This is a genomic window from Nocardioides mangrovi (assembly GCF_020073815.1).
In the GTDB taxonomy this organism is placed as follows: Bacteria; Actinomycetota; Actinomycetes; order Propionibacteriales; family Nocardioidaceae; genus Nocardioides; species Nocardioides mangrovi.
Window position 1 is genome coordinate 101,925 of the sequence record NZ_JAIQZJ010000012.1, and the last position, 19,303, is coordinate 121,227.

At 72.3% G+C, this 19,303-nt stretch carries 13 protein-coding genes; 1 reads left to right on the forward strand and 12 read right to left on the reverse strand.

What is annotated here, in order from left to right:
- Positions 1 to 9: 9 nt before the first annotated feature.
- On the forward strand, positions 10 to 1,518 hold the full coding sequence (locus K8U61_RS18365; protein ID WP_224124505.1) for an acyl-CoA synthetase: 1,509 nt from the start codon (positions 10 to 12) through the stop codon (positions 1,516 to 1,518).
- Positions 1,519 to 1,654: 136 nt separating this feature from the next.
- Here the strand turns inward: K8U61_RS18365 and K8U61_RS18370 are convergent, their stop codons facing one another.
- From K8U61_RS18370 to K8U61_RS18425, 12 genes are all read right to left on the reverse strand, one after another.
- Positions 1,655 to 2,554 carry a phosphatase PAP2 family protein gene (locus K8U61_RS18370; RefSeq protein ID WP_224124506.1) on the reverse strand — a complete coding sequence of 300 codons (900 nt, stop codon included), beginning with the start codon at positions 2,552 to 2,554 and terminating at the stop codon, positions 1,655 to 1,657.
- On the reverse strand, positions 2,551 to 3,939 hold the full coding sequence (locus K8U61_RS18375; RefSeq protein ID WP_224124507.1) for a hypothetical protein: 1,389 nt from the start codon (positions 3,937 to 3,939) through the stop codon (positions 2,551 to 2,553). The genes K8U61_RS18370 and K8U61_RS18375 overlap by 4 nt, the downstream gene beginning before the upstream one ends.
- A 12-nt stretch (positions 3,940 to 3,951) precedes the next feature.
- The gene (locus K8U61_RS18380) at positions 3,952 to 4,632 is read right to left on the reverse strand and encodes a response regulator (RefSeq protein ID WP_224124508.1); all 681 of its coding nucleotides are present in this window, start codon (positions 4,630 to 4,632) and stop codon (positions 3,952 to 3,954) included.
- Positions 4,629 to 7,121 (reverse strand): DUF4118 domain-containing protein, encoded by a 2,493-nt coding sequence (locus K8U61_RS18385; RefSeq protein ID WP_224124509.1) that lies wholly within the window; start codon positions 7,119 to 7,121, stop codon positions 4,629 to 4,631. The genes K8U61_RS18380 and K8U61_RS18385 overlap by 4 nt, the downstream gene beginning before the upstream one ends.
- 2 nt (positions 7,122 to 7,123) lie before the next feature.
- Complete coding sequence (kdpC, locus tag K8U61_RS18390) at positions 7,124 to 7,738, reverse strand: potassium-transporting ATPase subunit KdpC (protein WP_224124510.1); 615 nt, start codon at positions 7,736 to 7,738, stop codon at positions 7,124 to 7,126.
- 9 nt (positions 7,739 to 7,747) lie between these two features.
- Positions 7,748 to 9,727 carry a potassium-transporting ATPase subunit KdpB gene (kdpB, locus tag K8U61_RS18395; protein ID WP_224124511.1) on the reverse strand — a complete coding sequence of 660 codons (1,980 nt, stop codon included), beginning with the start codon at positions 9,725 to 9,727 and terminating at the stop codon, positions 7,748 to 7,750.
- On the reverse strand, positions 9,724 to 11,388 hold the full coding sequence (gene kdpA, locus K8U61_RS18400; RefSeq protein ID WP_224124512.1) for a potassium-transporting ATPase subunit KdpA: 1,665 nt from the start codon (positions 11,386 to 11,388) through the stop codon (positions 9,724 to 9,726). Before kdpA ends, kdpB begins: the two co-directional genes overlap by 4 nt.
- A gap of 177 nt (positions 11,389 to 11,565) precedes the next feature.
- Positions 11,566 to 13,389: an AMP-dependent synthetase/ligase gene (locus tag K8U61_RS18405; protein ID WP_224124513.1), complete on the reverse strand. Its 1,824-nt coding sequence runs from the start codon at positions 13,387 to 13,389 to the stop codon at positions 11,566 to 11,568.
- Positions 13,390 to 13,443: 54 nt separating this feature from the next.
- Positions 13,444 to 14,592, reverse strand: a complete 1,149-nt coding sequence (locus K8U61_RS18410; protein WP_224124514.1) for an acyl-CoA dehydrogenase family protein — start codon at positions 14,590 to 14,592, stop codon at positions 13,444 to 13,446.
- A complete protein-coding gene (locus tag K8U61_RS18415) occupies positions 14,592 to 15,629 on the reverse strand; it encodes an LLM class F420-dependent oxidoreductase (protein WP_224124515.1) in 1,038 nt (345 codons plus the stop codon). The genes K8U61_RS18410 and K8U61_RS18415 overlap by 1 nt, the downstream gene beginning before the upstream one ends.
- Before the next feature lie 153 nt (positions 15,630 to 15,782).
- Positions 15,783 to 17,537, reverse strand: a complete 1,755-nt coding sequence (locus K8U61_RS18420) for an ABC transporter ATP-binding protein (protein ID WP_224124516.1) — start codon at positions 17,535 to 17,537, stop codon at positions 15,783 to 15,785.
- A complete protein-coding gene (locus K8U61_RS18425) occupies positions 17,534 to 19,255 on the reverse strand; it encodes an ABC transporter ATP-binding protein (RefSeq protein ID WP_224124517.1) in 1,722 nt (573 codons plus the stop codon). The genes K8U61_RS18420 and K8U61_RS18425 overlap by 4 nt, the downstream gene beginning before the upstream one ends.
- Between the last annotated feature and the right edge of the window lie 48 nt (positions 19,256 to 19,303).

The window sequence follows — 19,303 nt, forward strand, 5'->3', positions numbered from 1 at the left end:
TTTCGGGACATGTATCCCGGCACCTGGGCCGCTCGTACCCCCGACAAGCCGGCGCTGGTGATGGCCGGCTCCGGCCGCACGCTGACCTACGCCGAGCTCGACGAGCGCAGCCTCCGGCTGGCGCACGTGCTCCGGGACGCGGGACTCGTCGTCGGCGACGTCGTCGCCCTGCTGTCGGACAACCGGCCCGAGGCGTACGAGGTCTACTGGGCGGCGCTGCGGTCGGGCCTCTACGTGACGGCGGTCAACCACCACCTCAGCGCCGAGGAGGTGTCCTACATCGTCCGCGACTGCGGCGCGAAGGCGCTCGTGGTGGCCCCGACGAAGAGCGACCTGGCGGCCGAGCTCGACGTGGACGTCGACCTGGTGCTGACCGTCGAGGGCGGCTACGAGTCGGCGCTCGCCGCGGCCTCGGCGGAGCCGCTGGCCGAGCAGCCGCACGGCGACGACCTGCTCTACTCCTCCGGCACCACGGGGCGTCCGAAGGGCATCAAGCCGCCGCTGCCCGCGATCGCCGTCGACGAGCCCGGCTACGTCTACCCGACCGTCTTCGGCGGGCTCTACGGCTTCGGCGAGGACACCGTCTACCTCTCGCCGGCCCCGGTCTACCACGCCGCGCCGCTCCGCTTCGGCGGCGTCGTCCACGCGCTCGGCGGCACGCTGGTGATGATGGAGCGGTTCGACGCCGAGGACGCGCTCCGCGCGATCGAGCGGTACGCCGTGACGCACACGCAGATGGTGCCGACCATGTTCGTGCGGCTGCTGAAGCTGCCGGAGGACGTGCGCGCGTCGTACGACGTGAGCTCGCTGCGGTGCGTCGTCCACGCCGCCGCGCCCTGCCCGGTCGACGTGAAGCGGCGGATGATCGAGTGGTTCGGCCCGATCGTGCACGAGTACTACGCCTCGACCGAGGCCAACGGCGCGACCTTCATCGACTCGACGTCGTGGCTGGCGCACCCCGGGTCGGTCGGCACCGCGCTGATGGGGATCATCCGGATCTGCTCGGACGACGGCGCGGTGCTCGGGCCGGGCGAGGTCGGGACGGTCTACTTCGAGCGCGAGCAGCGGACCTTCAGCTACCACAACGACCCCGAGCGGACGGCGTCCACGCAGCACCCCGAGCACGAGAGCTGGACGACCGTCGGGGACCTCGGCTACGTCGACGAGGACGGCTACCTCTACCTCACCGACCGCAAGGCGTTCATGATCATCTCGGGCGGCGTGAACATCTACCCGCAGGAGGTCGAGGATCTCTTCTCCCTGCACCCCGCCGTCACCGACATCGCCGTCATCGGGGTGCCCGACGACGAGATGGGCGAGCGGGTCGTGGCCTTCGTCCAGCCCGCCCCGGGCGTCGCGGCCGGGGCCGAGCTCGTCGCCGAGCTCACGGCGTACGCCCGTGACCGGATCGCGCACTTCAAGGTGCCGCGGGAGTTCCACTTCCGCGACGAGCTGCCCCGCACCCCGACCGGGAAGATGGTCAAGGGGAAGCTGCGGGACGAGTACGTCGGGGCGTAGGCCTGCGGGCGGATTCCCCCGGCCCGGCCGAGTCACATCCGCACCACTCCTCAGGCGAGCCCGTCACTTCTCAGGCGTTGCATCGGCCGAGAAGTGCAGCATTCACCGGTGCACCGGTGAATCCTGCGTCACCGGCTCAGGCCGCGCGGCGGCGCTCCCACCGGCCGACGAGGACCATCACCAGCAGCGCGAGCAGGCAGCCGCAGATCGCGTCGATGACGTAGTGCTCGGCGAAGTAGGTCAGCGCGGTCGCCATCGCCAGGGGGTAGAGGAGCAGCAGCCAGCGGGCGGGGGTGCGCAAGCGCGAGATGCCGTAGAGGGCGACCAGGCAGGCGATCCCGCAGTGCAGGGAGGGCATGGCGGCGACCTTGTTGCCCATGCCCCACATGATCAGCGTCTGCCGGTGCAGGTCGGAGCCGGCGAAGGCGATCTCCGACCACCCGCGGCTGGTGGTCCGGTGCACCTCGGGCAGGTAGCCGTCGCGGGCGGCCATCCACGGCGGGGCCATCGGGAAGACGATGTAGATCGCGAGACCGGACATCAGCAGGGTGATGTAGCGCCGCAGCCAGCGCACCCACTCGTCCCGGTTGCGCACCCACAGCACCCCGGCCAGGGTCAGCGCGACCAGGAAGTGCGACGCGTAGACGGTGGTGAGCAGGGTGTCCCACCAGCGCGGGGAGAGGTCGTTGGTGCACGGCGTCCCGCACCACGCGTGCTGCAGCGCGACCGTCGGCACGTCGTCGGTGAAGGGCGACGACAGCCACTCGTCCACCCGGATCGGGAAGGTGTAGTGCGGGGGGATGCCGATCTCGTCGGCGAGCCCGCGCACCAGCCAGTAGACGACCAGGAGCAGCAGCGGCTTCCACCAGTCCCGCCAGAAGCGCCAGGGGTCGCGGTCGACGTCCTCGACCTGCCACGCGAGCGTGCCGAGCCAGATCCACACGACGACGCCGGCGGGGTCGTTGGGGATGCCGACGTACCACGACCAGGCCAGCAGGAGCAGGGCGTACGCCGACACCGCCGTACGTCGGCTCACGCGTCGTCCTCCCGGTAGATCGTCCACTCCCCGGCCGTCGTGGCCAGCGCGTAGTGGTCGGCGAGGACGGCGTCGGCGGTGGTGGCGTCGACGCCCCACGTGCCGAGCGACGTGCCGGCGACGACGACCCACGTCGGCCGGTCGTCGCTCTCGAGCAGGGCGGTCAGGTCGGTGAGGTCGGGGTCGTGCACGCGCACCGGGAGGCTCCACAGGTCGGCGTACGGGCTCGACAGGTCCGTCGCCCGGAGGATGTTGGCGGCCCCGAACGCCACCACCGCCGTGTCGCCCGGCTCGCGGTGCGCCTGCAGCCAGTCGATCGCGGGCTGCTCCGCGCGCCCGACCGGGTGCACCAGCACCACGACGAGCGCGACCAGCGTGGACGCAGCCGCGATGGCGTACGACGTCGTGAGCAGCCGGTCGGGCGACGACCCGCGCTGCAGACCGGCGACGGTGAGGAGCACCAGACCGGGGACGAGGCCCATGAGGTAGTGCAGCCAGTAGCTGCCGCCGCCGAGGACGACGAAGAGCTCCCAGGCGAGCACCGCGACCGCGGGCCACCACAGCGTCGCGCCGACCGCCCGGCGGGCCAGCGCGAACGCGAGGAGCGGGACGCCCGTGGCGAGCAGCGCCAGCAGCAGTCCGCCCAACCGGGTCGGCGTCGAGCCGGTGGCCGAGGACGCGATCACCGACGCGGCCTCGCGGCGGAAGACGACGACGCCGTCCCAGAGGTCGGCGGGAGCGGTGCCGCGCAGGTCGGCCGCGCCGACCCCGACCGCGACGGTCGCCACGGCCGCGACCACGAGCACGCCCAGGGCGGTGAACCGGCGGCGCGCGACCAGCAGCACCACCGCCAGCACGAAGACGTCCAGCAGGCTCTGCTTGACCAGTGCGCCCGCGGCGCCGAGCACGCCGGCGAGCATCGCCCAGGCGAGCTCGGTCTCGACGCGGGCGGAGGCCGCGACGACCGCGGCGCCGCCGCCGAGCAGGAAGGGCAGGCCGAGGAGCTCGCCGTTGACGACGGTGCTGCCGAAGAGCGGCGTGGCGACGAGCACGGCGGCGGTCAGCGCCGGCAGCAGCGGCGGCACGCCTCCCGCGCGGCCGACGAGCCCGGCCAGCAGCACCGACACCACGACGACCGCGATCGCCAGCAGCCGCAGGGCCCAGACCGATCCACCGAGCGCGTCGACGAAGGAGAAGATCCCGATCAGCAGCGGCGGTCGGTCGACGAAGTAGTCGCCGTAGAGCGACCGGCCGTCCGACCACTGGCCGCCCAGGATCAGCAGGCCGCCCTCGTCGGGGCTCAGCGTCCGGCCCGCGAAGGGCAGCCAGACGAGCCCGGCCACGACGGCCAGGGCGACGACTCCACCCCACCGCGACCGTGACACGCGGTGACAGTACTAGCCCGCCTCGAGGGTGTAGCCCAGACCTGCCGAGGTGATGAGGTGTCGCGGGTGCGCCGGGTCGTCCTCGAGCTTGCGGCGCAGCTGGGCGGCGTACACCCGGAGGTAGTGCGTCTCGTGCTCGTACGCCGGCCCCCAGACCTCGCGCAGGATCTGCTCGCGGGTGACCAGCCGGCCGAGGTTGCGGGCGAGGAGCTCGAGGAAGGCCCACTCGGTCGGGGTGAGCCGGACGTCGACGCCCTCCCGCGCGACCCGCTTGCGGGCCAGGTCGATCTCGAGCGAGCCGACCGTCACGACGGCCTCCTCGGGCGCGGCGACCTGGCCACGCCGGACGGCGGCGCGCAGCCGGGCCATCAGCTCGTTCATCGCGAACGGCTTGGTGACGTAGTCGTCGGCGCCGAGGTCGAGCGCGTCGACCTTGTCCTCGCCGTGCTGCCGCGCGGACAGCACCACGATCGGCACGCTGCTCCACCCGCGCAGGCCGGCGATGACCTCGGTGCCGTCCAGGTCGGGCAGGCCCAGGTCGAGGACGACGACGTCGGGGCGCTCGGTCGCGGCGGCGTCGAGGGCCGAGCGCCCGTCGGCGGCGGTGACGACCTCCCAGCCGTGGGCGCGCAGGTTGATCGCCAGTGCGCGTGCCAGCGCGGGCTCGTCGTCGACCACCAGGACCTTGCTCATGCGCGCGGCACCGCCAGGATCATCGTCAGGCCGCCACCGGGTGTGTCCTCCGCGGTCAGCGAGCCGCCGATCGCCTCGGCGAGACCCCGCGCGACGGCGAGGCCGAGCCCCAGGCCGCCCGGGCTGGCGTCGCCGAGCCGCTGGAACGGCTCGAACATCCGCTCCCGCTGGTCGGGCGGTACGCCGGGCCCGCGGTCGACCACGAGCACCTCGACCGTCGCGGGCAGGACGTGGGCGAGCACCCGCACCGGGGCGCCGGCGGAGACCCGGACGGCGTTGCCGATCAGGTTCGCGACGATCCGCTCGAGGAGCCCGGGGTCGGTGCGCACGAGCGGCACGGTCTCCTCCACCTCCAGCGACACGGAGCCGGCCGGATGACCGGCGACGGCGAGCGGCAGCACCTCCTCGAGGCTGAGGTCTCGCGGCACCGGGTGGACCAGGCCCGACTCGAGGCGGGAGAGGTCGAGGAGGTTGTCGATCAGCCGCTCGAGCTGGTCGGCGGACGACTCGACGGCGGCGACGAGCTCGGCCTGGTCCGCCGGAGGCAGCGACCCCGACACGAGGCCGTCGACCGAGGTGCGCATGGTCGCCAGCGGCGTGCGCAGGTCGTGCGAGACGGCCCGCAGGATCGCGGTGCTGGTGGCCTCCGCGCGCTCCAGGGCGGCCGCGCGCTCGTCGCGCTCGCGCAGCCGGCGGTACTCCAGCACGAGGCTGGTCTGGACCGCGAACGCCTCCAGCACCCGCTGGTCGGTCGCCCGCAGCGGAGCGCCGCAGAGCACGATCACGTGGTCGTCGTCGACGGCGACGCGGGTGTCGCCCTCGTCGGGGGCGCAGGCCGCGTCGGGTCCGGTCGCGGCGACCACCGTCCAGCCGGTGGGGGAGCGGGAGAGCAGCGAGGCGGCGCGCTGCCCGAAGGTCTCCCGGAGGCGGGCCACGATCGCGTCGGCGGTGTCCTGGCCGGTGAGCACCGAGCGCGACAGGGACCCCAGGGTGGCGGCCTCGGTGCGGGCCCGGACCGCGTCGGAGGCACGGCGCGAGGCGCGGTCGACCACTCGTGCGACCCCGATGGCGACGGCGACGAAGACCAGCAGCGCGACCACGTTGGTCGGCTCGGAGATGGTCAGTCGCCGGACCGGCGGGGTGAAGAACCAGTTCATCAGCAGGAAGCCGCCGACCGCCGCGATCAGCGCGGGCAGCATGCCGCCGACGAGGGCGACGAGCACGGTCACGGCCAGGAAGAGCAGCACGTCGAGCGGGAGCTGGTCGGGGTCGCTGAACTGCCGCAGCACGAGCGTCAGCAGCAGCGGCAGCACCACCGAGAGCACGACTCCCGCGACCTGACGGCGCGGGCTGAGCGGCGAGGCGTACCACCGGGGCCGGCCGGCCCCCGCGCCCTGCTCGTGGGTGACGAGGTGGACGTCGATGGTGCCGGCGAGCGAGGCGATCCGTTCGCCCGTCGTCCCCGTGAAGAGGCGGCGCAGCCGGCCGTGCCGCGAGACGCCGACGATGATCATCGTGGCGTTGGCGCCGGTGGCGTAGTCGACGACCGCCTGTGGGACGTCCTCGCCGACGACCGAGTGGAAGGTCCCGCCGAGAGAGGCGACGAGCTGCTGGGCCCGCTCGATCCGGGCCTCGTCCGGGTTGGCGATCCCGTCGGCCGCGATCACGTGCAGGGCGATGAGGTCCGACCCGGCGGCGCGCTGCGCGAGCCGCGCCCCACGGCGCAGCAGCGTCTCGCTCTCGGCGCCGCCCGTGACCGCGACGACGATGCGCTCCTTGGCCGGCCACGGGTGCTCGATCCGGTGCGCGCGCCGGTAGTCGCCGAGCGCGTCGTCGACGCGGTCGGCCAGCCAGAGCAGGGCGAGCTCGCGCAGGGCGGTGAGGTTGCCGACCCGGAAGTACGACGTGAGCGACGCATCGATCTGGTCGGCGCGGTAGATGTTGCCGTGGGCCATCCGTCGGCGCAGGGCGTCGGGGGACATGTCCACGAGCTGGATCTGGTCGGCGGTGCGGACGACGTCGTCGGGCACGGTCTCGCGCTGCCGGACACCGGTGATCCGCTCCACCTCGTCGTTGAGCGACTCCAGGTGCTGGATGTTGACGGTGGTGATGACGTCGATGCCCGCCCGGCGGATCAGCTCGACGTCCTCGGCGCGCTTCTCCCGCGCGCTGCCGGGCACGTTGGTGTGCGCGAGCTCGTCGACGCAGACCACGGCCGGCGCGCGGGCGATCACGGCCTCGGTGTCCATCTCGGTGAAGGTGGTGCCGCGGTAGGAGACCTCCTTGCGCGGCAGGACCTCCAGGCCCTCGAGCATCCCGGCGGTGTGCTCCCGGCCGTGGGTCTCGACGTACCCGATGACCACGTCGGTGCCGCGCTCGCAGCGGCGGCGCGCCTCGCTGAGCATCGCGTAGGTCTTGCCGACGCCGGGTGCCGCGCCCAGGTAGACCGTCAGCCGTCCCCGGCGCGACGCCTGCCCCTGCTCCGACACACTCACGATCCTGCCAGTTGCCGCACCGCGATGTTCAGCTCCAGGACGTTGACGTGCGGCTCGCCCAGCACTCCCCACGTGCGACCCGTCGTGTGCTCGTCGACGAGGTCGCGCACCTGGTCCTCGGTGAGGCCGTTGGCCTCGGCCACCCGCGGCGCCTGGAGGTCGGCGTACGCGACCGAGATGTCCGGGTCCAGTCCGGAGGCCGAGGAGGTGACCGCGTCCGGCGGTACGTCGGCGGGGTCGACCCCCTCGCGCTCCGCGACCTGCGCCTCGAGCTCGATGATCGAGGCGACCAGGTCGGGGTCGTTCGGCCCGAGGTTGGTCCCATAGCTGTTGAGGGGGTCGTAGCCGTCGCCCGCGGCCGACGGGCGGTTCTGGAAGAGCGCGTCGTCGTCGACGACCTGGCCGAGCCGGGCCGAGCCGACCGCCTCGTCGGCGTCCTCGGTGTGCTCGCCCGTCGCGGTGACCAGTGAGCCGTTGGCCTGCCAGGGGAAGGCGACCTGGGCGATGCCGGTGACGGCCAACGGGTAGGCGACGCCGAGCAGCACCGTCATGGCGACCAGCATGCGCAGCCCGGCGAGGCTGTGCCGGAAGAGCGTGTAGATGTCCTTCATGTCCTGTCCTCAGAGACCGGGGATGAGCGAGATGACGAGGTCGAGCAGCTTGATCCCGACGAAGGGCGCGATGAGCCCGCCGAGGCCGTAGACCAGCAGGTTGCGGCGCAGCAGCGCGGTCGCCGACGACGGTCGGTAGCGCACGCCGCGCAGGGAGAGCGGGATCAGCGCGACGATGATCAGCGCGTTGAAGACCACCGCGGAGACGATCGCGGACTGCGGGCTCGACAGGTGCATGACGTTGAGCACGTCGAGCTCCGGGAACGCGACGACGAACATCGCCGGCAGGATCGCGAAGTACTTCGCGACGTCGTTGGCGACCGAGAAGGTCGTGAGCGCTCCGCGGGTGATGAGCAGCTGCTTGCCGATCTCGACGACGTCGATGAGCTTCGTCGGGTCGGAGTCGAGGTCGACCATGTTGCCGGCCTCCTTGGCCGCAGTCGTCCCCGTGTTCATCGCGACGCCGACGTCGGCCTGGGCCAGCGCCGGAGCGTCGTTGGTGCCGTCGCCGCACATCGCGACCATCCGGCCGCCCTCCTGCTCCTGGCGGATCAGGGCGAGCTTGTCCTCGGGCGTGGCCTCGGCGAGGAAGTCGTCGACGCCGGCCTCCTGCGCGATCGCCGCGGCGGTGACGGCGTTGTCGCCGGTGATCATCACGGTGCGGATGCCCATCGCGCGCATCTCGTCGAAGCGCTCGCGGATGCCGTCCTTCACGACGTCCTTGAGGTGGATGACCCCGAGCAGCCGTCCACTGTCGGCGACGACCAGCGGCGTACCGCCGCTCGAGCTCACCTGCTGGACGAGTCCGTCGAGCTCGGGGTCCGTGCGCTTGGCCCACGCGGTCACGGCGGACGCCGCGCCCTTGCGGATCTCGCGCCCGTCCAGGTCGATGCCGCTCATCCGGGTCATCGCGCTGAACTCCACGAGAGCTGACCCCGGCGGCGTCCGTGCCTCGGAACCTCCGACCAGCGTGACGATCGAGCGACCCTCGGGGGTCTCGTCGGCGAGCGAGGACAGCAGGGAGGCCTCGGCCAGCTCGTCGTACGGGACACCGGGGAGTGGCAGCAGCTCGGAGGCCTGCCGGTTGCCGTGCGTGATGGTGCCGGTCTTGTCGAGGAGCAGGACGTCGACGTCGCCCGCCGCCTCGACCGCACGGCCGGACATCGCGAGCACGTTGCGACGGACCAGCCGGTCCATGCCCGCGATGCCGATCGCGGAGAGGAGCGCCCCGATCGTGGTGGGGATCAGGCAGACCAGGAGGGCGGTGAGCACCAGCACGGACTGGTGCGCCTCGCTGTAGTCGGCGACGAAGTAGAGCGACCCGACCACCACGACGAAGATCGCGGTGAGCGAGGAGAGCAGCACGTTGAGGGCGATCTCGTTGGGTGTGCGCTGGCGCTCCGAGCCCTCCACCAGCGCGATCATCCGGTCCACGAAGGACTGGCCGGGGTCGGAGCTGATCCGCACCACGATCCGGTCGGAGAGCACGACGGTGCCACCGGTGACGGCCGAGCGGTCGCCACCCGACTCGCGGATGACCGGGGCTGACTCGCCGGTCACCGCGGACTCGTCGACCGACGCGACCCCCTCGACGACGTCGCCGTCGCCGGGGATCCGCTGACCGGCCTCGACGACCACGAGGTCGCCGGTGCGCAGCGCGGTGCTCGGCACTGCCTCCTCCGACCCGTCGGCGCGCAGCCGGCGGGCGGTCGTCTCCTGCTGGAGCGCGCGCAGGCTCGCGGCCTGCGCCTTGCCGCGACCCTCGGCGACGGACTCGGCGAGGGTGCCGAAGAGGACCGTCAGCCACAGCCAGACGGTGACGGACCAGCCCATCACGGAGGGGTCGAGGGCCGAGAGGACCGTCGTGGCGACCGCGCCGACCTCGACGACGAGCATGACGGGGGTGGCGAGGAGCTCGCGCGGGTCGAGCTTGCGGACGGCGCCCGGGAGCGCCTCCCGGATGGTGAGCTGGAGGTTGAGGGTGGTCACGAGAGGGACTCCACGATCGGGCCGAGGGCGAGCACGGGCACGTAGGTCAGGCCGACCACGACCAGGGCGACGCCCGAGAGGAGCGCCACGAAGAGTGGCGTGTGCGTGGGGAGGGTGCCGGCGCCGCGCGGCGAGTGGCGCTGGGTGGCGAACCGTCCGGCCAGGGCGAGCACGAGCACCATCGGCAGGAAGCGGCCGAGCAGCATCAGGACCCCGAGCAGCGTGTTCCAGAAGGGGGTGCCGGAGGTGAGTCCGCCGAAGGCCGAGCCGTTGTTGTTGGCCGCCGACGTGACGGCGTACAGCGCCTCGGAGAGGCCGTGCGGCCCGCTCTCCTGCAGGCCGGCGAGCCCGTCGTGGGCGGTGATCGCGATCGCGATGCCGGTCAGCACCAGCACGGGAGTGGCGAGCACGTAGAGCGCGACGAGCACGATCTCGCGCTGGCCGATCTTCTTGCCGAGGTACTCCGGCGTGCGGCCGACCATGAGGCCGCACAGGAAGACGGTGACGATGGCGAGCATGAGCATGCCGTAGAGGCCGGAGCCGACCCCGCCGGGCGCGACCTCGCCGAGCATCATGTTGAACATCGCCACGCCGCCACCGGGGGCGGTCAGCGAGTCGTGCATGGCGTTGACCGAGCCGGTCGACGTGCCGGTGGTCGAGGCGGCGAACAGCGCCGAGGCGGCCTCGCCGAAGCGGACCTCCTTGCCCTCCATGGCGCCGCCCGCGGCCGACGGGGCGAGACCGGGTCCGGCCATCTCCGCCCAGGTGAGGAGGGCGACCGAGACGCCCCACAGGAGCGCCATCACCGCGAGGATCGCGCCACCCTGGCGGCGGTCCCCGACGATGATGCCGAAGGCCCAGGCCATCGCGAACGGGATGACCAGGAGCAGGAAGATCTCGAGGACGTCGGTGAACGGCGTCGGGTTCTCGAAGGGGTGGGCGGCGTTGGCGTTGTAGAAGCCGCCGCCGTTCGTGCCGAGCTCCTTGATCGCCTCCTGGCTCGCGACCGGGCCACCGGTGATCGCCTGGGAGCCGCCGGTCAGCGTGTGCACGGCCTGCGGCTCGAGGAGGTTCTGCACCATGCCGAACGCCACGAAGAGCACCGCGGCGACGACCGAGATCGGCAGCAGCACGCGGACCACGCCGCGGACCAGGTCGGCCCAGAAGTTGCCGACCCGACCGCCGGCGAGGTTGCGGGCGAGGGCCCGTGCGAACGCCGCCGCGACGGCCATGCCGACGGCGGCGGACACGAAGTTCTGGACGGTGAGGCCGGACATCTGCATCAGGTGGCCGAGGGCCGCCTCGCCGGAGTACCACTGCCAGTTGGTGTTGGTCACGAAGGAGACGGCGGTGTTCCAGGCGCCGTCGGCCGGGAGCGCGCCGAAGCCGAGGCTCAGCGGCAGGTGCTCCTGCAGCCGCCCGAACGCGTAGAGCCCGAGGATGCCGACGAGCGAGAGGCCCAGCACCGACATGGTGTAGGTCTTCCAGTGCTGGTCGGCGTCCGGGTCGACGCGCAGCAGCCGGTACGACGCGCGCTCGACCGCGAGGTGCTTCTCGGACGTGTAGACGTGGGCGAGGTAGCGCCCGAGGAAGGGGACCGCGACGGCCAGCGCGGCCACGAGGACCGCGATCTGGCCGAGGGCCGGGGCGACGTCGCTCATCCGTCACCCCGGTCCAGCGCGCCGGCGAGCAGCGCCAGTCCGGCGAACGCGGCGAGCGTCAGCAGGAGGTAGAGGAGATCAGTCACGCCCCAGTGGTACGCCCGCGGGCGACCCGGCCCGCACCGTCTTGACGGTTCCTTGACGGCGGGCGGGCCGGTCCCTACCGATCCTTATCGGTCAGCCGTAGAGGCGGTCCACCACGTCGGAGTACTTGGTGTTGACGACGCGCCGCTTCAGCTTCAGCGTCGGCGTCAGCTCCTCGGACTCGGCGGTCCACTCGACGCCGAGCAGCTCGAAGGACTTGACCTGCTCGGGACGGGAGAGACGCTCGTTGGCGGCGTCGACGGCCTGCCGCACGGCCGCGACGATCTCCGGCTTCTGGGCGAGGTCGGCGAGGTCGCTGAACTCGACGCCCATCTGCTGGGCCATGAGCGGTGCGATCTCGCCGTCGAGGGTGAGGATCGCGACGACGTACGGGCGGTTGTCGCCGATCGCCATCGCGTGCCCGATGAGCGGCGACTCCTTGAGGTAGTTCTCGATGTTGGAGGGCGCGACGTTCTTGCCGGCCGAGGTGATGATCAGCTCCTTCTTGCGGTCCACGACCGAGAAGAAGCCGTCGTCGTCGAGAACGCCGATGTCACCGGTGTGCAGCCAGCCGTCCTCGTCGACCAGCGCACGGGTCGCCTCCTCCTGGAGGTGGTAGCCGGGCGTGTTGACCGGGCCCCGCACCAGGATCTCGCCGTCCTCGCCGAGGCGGATCTCCATGCCCGGGTTGGCCTGGCCGACCGTGCCGAGCTTGAAGGCGTCCGGGCCGTTGGCGGTCACCGCGCCGCAGGTCTCGGTCATGCCGTAGACGTCGTACACCTTGAGGCCGAGGCCGGCCATGAACTGCGCGACGTCGAGCGGCATCGGTGCCGCGGCGGAGCCGGCCCAAGTGACCTGGTCGAGGCCGAGCAGCAGCTTGAGGAAGCCGAGGATCTGCTCGTCGGCCTGGCGGTAGGCCTCCTCGACCTCGGGGGTCATCGTGCCGCCGACCTCCTGCGCCTGCACCCAGGCCAGGCCGGCGGCCATGGACCGCTGGACCATCTCGCGGTTGGCGGGGTCCGGGTCGGCGGCGAGCTTGGCGGAGATGCCGGTCTTGATCTTCTCCCACACCCGCGGCACCCCGAAGAAGGCCGTCGGGTGCACCTCGCCGAGCGTCGCGAGCAGCTCGGCCGGGTCGCCGATGGCGTACATGTGGCTGCCGGTGATCTGCGGGCCGTAGAGCCCCAGGACCCGCTCGGCGATGTGGGCGAGCGGGAGGTAGCTCACCGACCGCTGCGGGTCGAGCATGCCGGCCTTCTCCTGGGTGGAGATCGCCTCGTAGAGCACGTTGTGGTGGGTGAGCACCACGCCCTTCGGGTTGCCGGTGGTGCCCGACGTGTAGAGGATCGTCGCCGCCGTCGCCGGGGTCACCTCCGCGGCCCGGTCCTCGACGGCGCCCGGGTGCTCGGCCCGGTAGGCCGCACCGGCGGCCACCAGGTCGTCCCAGTCCTGGTCGAGGGTGACGACCCGCGCGATGCTGTCGACCTCGGCGAGCGCCTTCTCCCAGCGCGCCCGGTGGTCGGCGGTCTCGAGCACGACCACCCTCGGGCGGGCGTGGTGCGCGACGTACGCGACCTGCTCGGCCGAGAGCGTGTTGTAGATCGACATCGGCGTCGCCGCGGCGTGCACGGCGCCCATGTCGGCGAGGAAGTGCTCGACCCGGTTGGTCGCCATGATCGCGACCGTGTCGCCGGCCGCGACGCCGGCCTCCATCAGCCCGGCCGCGACGTCGAGGGCGCGGTCGCGGGTCTCGCCCCACGTCAGCGTGCGCCAGCTCTCGCCCTCCGCAGCGTGGTGCCGGTCGGAGTAGGCCGGCTGGTCGGCGTGCGCGGCTGCGGTCTCGGCCAGCGCGTCGACGAGGGTGCGCCCCTCGACGAGCTGCTGGACGCGGGCGCGTTCGGTGAGTACGTCGGACATCGCTGCTCCTCGGGGTGGGCTCGCGTGGCGTGGGTCACACCCTAGCCGTCCCACCTAGACCCCGAGCGAGCGTCCGATGATCTCCTTCTGGATCTCGGTGGTGCCGCCGTAGATCGTCTGGATCCGGCTGTCGACGTACGCCTTCGCGATGGGGTACTCCAGCATGTAGCCGTAGCCGCCGTGCAGCTGGACGCCGGCGTCGACGACCTGCTTCTGCAGCTCGGTGGTCCACCACTTCGCCATCGACGCGAGCGTGGTGTCGACCTCGCCGGCGTTGAGCTTGAGGATGCAGTCGTTGATGAAGACCCGCGCGATGTGGGCGTGTGTCGCCATCTCGGCCAGCACGAACCGGGTGTTCTGGAAGGACCCGATCGGCTTGCCGAAGGCCGTGCGCTCCTTGGCGTAGGACAGCGAGAGGTCGAGGACGTGCTCGACCGCGGCGACTGCCATCGCGGCGATGGAGATGCGCTCCTGGGGGAGGTTCATCATCAGCGAGATGAAGCCGGAGCCCTCCTCGCCGAGGAGGTTCGCCTTGGGCACCTCGACGTTGTCGAAGAACAGCTCGGCCGTGTCCTGGGCCTTCATGCCGACCTTGTCGAGGTTGCGGCCGCGCTCGAAGCCCTGCATGCCGCGCTCGACGACGAGCAGGCTGATGCCCTTGTGGCCGGCCTCGGGGTCGGTGCGGCAGACCACGATCACCAGGTCGGACAGGATGCCGTTGCTGATGAAGGTCTTGGAGCCGTTGAGGACGTAGTGGTCGCCCTTGTCGACCGCCGAGGTGCGGATGCCCTGCAGGTCGCTGCCGGCACCCGGCTCGGTCATCGCGATCGCCGAGATCAGCTCGCCGCTGACCAGGCCGGGCAGCCAGCGCTGCTTCTGCTCCGGCGTCCCGAGCGAGGAGATGTAGGGGACGATGATGTCGCTGTGCACCGGGAAGCCCGGTCCGCTGGCGCCGACCCGGGCCATCTCCTCGGCCACGATCGTGTGGTAGCGGAAGTCGTTGACCCCGGCGCCGCCGTACTCCTCGTCGACGTCGAAGCAGAGGAGGCCGGCCTCGCCGGCCTTGCGCCAGACCTCGCGGTCGACCTGCCCGTCCTGCTCCCACTGGTCGTGGAAGGGGACGATCTCCTTCTCGCAGAACGCGCGCACGCTGGCGCGGAAGTCCTCGTGCTCCTGCTCGTAGATGGACGGACGCTCGGTCATCAGGACACCCACTCCTTGATCTGGGAGATGGTCGCGGCCGGGTCGGCGGTCGCGGGGACGACGGACAGGACGGTGACGCCGGACTCGGCGAAGGCGGCCAGGCGCTCCTTGACGTAGGACTCCGGGCCGACCAGGTTGCCGGCCTCGAGCCACTCGAGCGGGACCAGGGCCTCGGCCTCCTTCTTCTTGCCGTCGAGGTAGAGGTCCTGGATCTCCTTGGCCTCCTTCTCGTAGCCGTAGTGGCAGGCGAGGTCGTTGTAGAAGTTCTTGCCACGGGCGCCCATGCCGCCGACGTACAGCGCGTACATCGGGCGCATGAAGTCGAGCAGCGCCTTGGTGTCCTCGCCCTCGCCGATCGCGACCATGCCGCCGGCGGAGATCTCCAGCGGGCCGAGGTCGGCCGAGCGCTTGGCGTTGCCCTTGGCGAGGGCTTCGCCCCACACCGACTGGGCCTTCTCGGGGTAGAAGAGGTGCGGCAGCCAGCCGTCGGCGAGCTCGGCGGTCATCGCGACGTTGGCGTCGCCGAGGGCGGCGACCCAGATCGGGATGGACTCGCGCTCGACCTGGGTGAGGATCTTCAGCGGCTTGCCGAGGCCGAGCCCCTGGTCGGCGGGCAGCGGCAGGGTGAAGTTCTTGCCCTCGTGGACGAGGCGCTCGCGGCGCAGGCCCATCCGGACGATCTCGATGACCTCGCGAGTGCGACCCAGCGGCCGCTCGTACGGCATGCCGTGGAAGCCCTCGATCACCTGCGGGCCGGACGCGCCCAGCCCGAGCACGGCGCGGCCGCCGGACACGTTGTCGAGGCCGGCCGCGGTCTGGAGCAGCGCGCTCGGCGTACGCGAGAAGACGTTGAGGATGCCCGCGGCGATCTGGATGGTCTCGGTCTTGGCGGCGAGGTAGCCCATCAGCGTGGGGGAGTCGAACCCGTAGGCCTCCGCCACCCAGACGAGGTCGAGCCCCGCCTTCTCCAGCGCGGCGACCTGGTCGGCCGCCTGGCGTGGGTTGCCGTCGTACATGAGGGGGGTCGAGAGCTTCATTGTGACAGCATAACTGTCACGGTTGTGGTGTCGAGGGTGGGTGGGCGGGTTTCCCCGGCTGCCCGGGGAAACCCGCCGACACACCGACGATGCCGCGGCGTGTCGGCAGTTTTCCCCGGCCGCCCGGGGAAACCCGCCGCGGCGCCTCACCGCTCAGCCGCGACCGTGCCAGGACTCCCAGAGTGCGGCGTAGGAGCCGCCGGTGGCGACCAGCTCGTCGTGGGAGCCGAGCTCGGAGATCCGGCCGTCCTCGACCACGGCGACCCGGTCGGCGTCGTGGGCGGAGAAGAGGCGGTGGGCGATCGCGATGACGGTGCGCCCCTCCAGTACGGCGGCCAGGGACCGCTCCAGGTGGCGGGCCGCGCGCGGGTCGATGAGGGAGGTGGCCTCGTCGAGCACGAGGGTGTGCGGGTCGGCGAGGACCAGGCGGGCCAGGGCGATCTGCTGCGCCTGGGCGGCGGTGACGGCGCGGCCGCCGGAGCCGACCTCGGTGTCGAGCCCCTCGGGCAGCGCGTCGACCCAGTCGAGGGCGTCGACGGCGTCGAGCGCCGACCGCACGTCGTCGTCGGAGGCACCCGGGCGCGCGAGGACGAGGTTCTCGCGCATGGTGCCGACGAAGACGTGGTGCTCCTGGGTCACCAGCGCGACGTGGCCGCGCAGGTCGTCGAGGGGCAGCTCGACCAGGCCGACGCCGCCGACGGTCACCGCGCCGGTGCGCGGCGGGTGGATGCCGGCGAGCAGCCGGCCGAGGGTCGACTTGCCGGCACCGGACGGCCCGACCATCGCGATCCGCTCGCCCACGCCGACGTCGAGCGAGACGCCGTGTAGGACGTCGCGCCCCTCGACGTACGAGAACCGCACGTCGTCGGCCTCCAGCTGCTCGCCCGCGGGCTCGCGGCCGCTGACCTCGCGGTCGTCGGGCACCTGGGCGACGCCGAGCAGCCGGGCCAGCGAGGCCGCGCCCAGCTGCAGCTCGTCGAGGATCGAGACGATCCGGTCGACCGGGTCGATGAGCATCTGGACGTAGAGGGTCGCGGCGGTGACGGCCCCGAGCGACACCTCGCCCTGGGTGTAGAGGTAGCCGCCGAAGAGCAGCGTCGCGACCGTCGGCACCAGGTAGGCGATCTCCATGTTCGGGAAGAAGACCGTGCGCAGGTAGAGCGTGTAGCGCTCCGCCCAGTACGACGCCTCGATGTCCTCGTCGGCGGCCGCGATCCGCCGACGGCCGAGCCCGAGCGCCTCGACCGTGCGCGCTCCCTCGACGGTCTCGGTGAGCGTTGCGTTGATGCGGGAGTACGTCGCGGACTCGCGCAGGTAGCCGTCCTTGGCGCGCCGGAGGTACCACCGCAGCCCGATCACCAGCGGCGGGACACCGAGCAGGCAGGGGAGCGCGACCCACCAGCCGACGCTGATCGCCGCCACGAAGGTCACCACCGCGGTGACCACCGCGATCGTCCACTCGGGCAGCGCCATCCGGATCGACCAGCCGAGCTGGTCGACGTCGCGGCTGGTGCGGGTCAGTAGGTCGCCCGACCCGGCCTCCTCGACCACTCCGACAGGCAGCGCGAGCGTGCTGTCGACGAAGTCCTCGCGCAGCTCGGCCAGCACCTGCTCGCCGAGCACCTGGCTGAGGTAGCGGGCATAGCGGGTGAGCACGGTCTGCACGACCAGGAAGGCGGCCAGGACGCCGACGATCCGGTCGACGTGGCCGGTGGTGGTGCCGTTCTGGACCGCCTCGACGAGGTCGCCGAGGAGCCGCGGGGCGGCCAGCGCGGCCAGCGCCGCGCCGACGTGCAGGGAAAGGGCGCCGTACAGCATCCGCGGGTGGCGGCGCGCGAGCTGCGCGACGTAGCGGCGTACGGCGCGGTCGTCGGCGACGGGCAGGTGTCCCGAGACCTGGCTGCTCATGCGCCCACCGCCTCGAGGTCGGTCTCGCGGGTCACCACGCGGCGGTAGGCGGCGGACGAGGCGAGCAGCTCGGCGTGCGTGCCGGTCGCGACGACGCGGCCGCCCTCGAGGAAGGCGACGACGTCGGCGGTGTCGAGCATCAGCGGGCTCGTCGAGGTGACGACGGTGGTCCGGCCGGCCCGGTGGTGCCGCAGCCGCGCCGCGATCCGCGACTCGGTGTGGGCGTCGACGGCCGAGGTCGGCTCGACCAGCACGAGCACCTCGGGGTCGAGGGCCAGCGCACGCGCGAGCACGAGGCGCTGCCGCTGGCCGCCGGAGAAGCTGCGGCCGCGCTCGGCGACGATCGTGTCGAGGCCCTCGGTGAGCGCGTCGAGGATGTCGGCCGCGGAGGCCGTGTCGAGGGCCCGGTCGACGTCGCCGTGGCCGCTGAGGTCGAGCCCGTCGCCGAGCCGCCCGGAGAAGAAGAGCGCACCGGTGTCGGAGACGACGATCCGCTCGCGCACCTCGACCGGGTCCAGGGCGGTCAGCGGGACGCCGCCGAGCGTGACCTCGTCGTCGACCGGTGAGGCGGTCATCCCGAGCCGGTCGGCGAGCAGCGCGGAGTCGTCGGGCTGGTCGCTGACGATCGCGGTGAGCACGCCGGCCCGGACGGTCAGGCCGCTGCGCGCGTCGACCAGGTCGACGCCGGTGGCGGGGGACCCGGCGACCTCGGCCGGTACGCCGACCTCGGGGTCGAGCTCGAGGACCCGGCAGATGCGGGCCGCCGCGACGCGGCCGCGGATCACCTTGTTGGCGTACTCGGTGGCCGTCCGCAGCGGGATCATCAGGAACGCGGAGTAGCCGTAGAAGGCGACCAGCTCGCCGGCCGTGATGCTGCCGGAGACCGCCGAGCGGGCGCCGATCCAGACGACCACGACGACGAAGAAGCCGGGCAGGAAGACCTGGAGCGCGTCGAGCACCGACTGGAGCCGGGCGACCTGCACGCCGGCGTACCGGGCGCTCTGCGACTCGCGGCGGTAGCGGTCGGCGAAGACCTGTTCGCCGCCGATCCCACGGAGCACCCGCAGCCCGCCGACGATGTCGCTGGCGGTGTTGGAGAGCCGGCCCATGAGGTGGCGCTGGTGGGCGCTGCTGCGCTGCAGGGGGCCGAGGATGGGGGTCAGCAACAGCATCATCAGCGGCACGCCGAGCAGGACGACGAGCCCGAGCGTCACCGAGGTCTGCAGCAGGATCACCGCGACCACGACGAAGGAGACGACCGCGCCCGAGAAGCGCGCCGAGACGTCCATGACCTGCCCGATGTGGGAGAGGTCGTTGGTGCCGATCGCGACCACCTCGCCGGTCGACACCTTGCGCGGGAGGGTGCCGCCGAGGCGGACGGACTGGCGGGTCACCAGCTGCACGATGCGGTACGCCGCGGTCAGCCAGTTGGTGACCGCGAAGCGGTGCCGCATGATCCCGGCGCCCGCCTGGACGAGGCCGATCGCGAGGAGGACCCCCGCCCACTCGAGGAGCCGGTCGGTGTCCTTGGCGGCGACGCCCTGGTCGATCGCCCGGCCGATGACGGCGGGCATCACGGCCTGCGCGCACATCCAGACGATGCCGAAGGCCATGCCACCGGCCAGGGTGCGCCACTGCTGGCCGGCCATCCACCACAGGAACCGTCCGGGGCTGCGGTGGTCGGCGGTCCCGGGGTGGTCGAGGGGCAGGCGGCGCACCCGGCAACGCTAGGGAACGGGACCCTTCGCTAGCGAATCGTTTTCGCG

Coding starts and splice junctions, on each gene's coding strand:
- K8U61_RS18405 (WP_224124513.1), bottom strand. CDS start 13,389: ATGTCCGACGTACTCACCGAACGCGCCCGCGTCCAGCAGCTCGTCGAG.
- K8U61_RS18420 (WP_224124516.1), bottom strand. CDS start 17,537: ATGAGCAGCCAGGTCTCGGGACACCTGCCCGTCGCCGACGACCGCGCC.
- kdpC (WP_224124510.1), bottom strand. CDS start 7,738: ATGAAGGACATCTACACGCTCTTCCGGCACAGCCTCGCCGGGCTGCGC.
- kdpA (WP_224124512.1), bottom strand. CDS start 11,388: ATGAGCGACGTCGCCCCGGCCCTCGGCCAGATCGCGGTCCTCGTGGCC.
- K8U61_RS18380 (WP_224124508.1), bottom strand. CDS start 4,632: ATGAGCAAGGTCCTGGTGGTCGACGACGAGCCCGCGCTGGCACGCGCA.
- K8U61_RS18415 (WP_224124515.1), bottom strand. CDS start 15,629: ATGAAGCTCTCGACCCCCCTCATGTACGACGGCAACCCACGCCAGGCG.
- K8U61_RS18410 (WP_224124514.1), bottom strand. CDS start 14,592: ATGACCGAGCGTCCGTCCATCTACGAGCAGGAGCACGAGGACTTCCGC.
- K8U61_RS18365 (WP_224124505.1), top strand. CDS start 10: ATGTATCCCGGCACCTGGGCCGCTCGTACCCCCGACAAGCCGGCGCTG.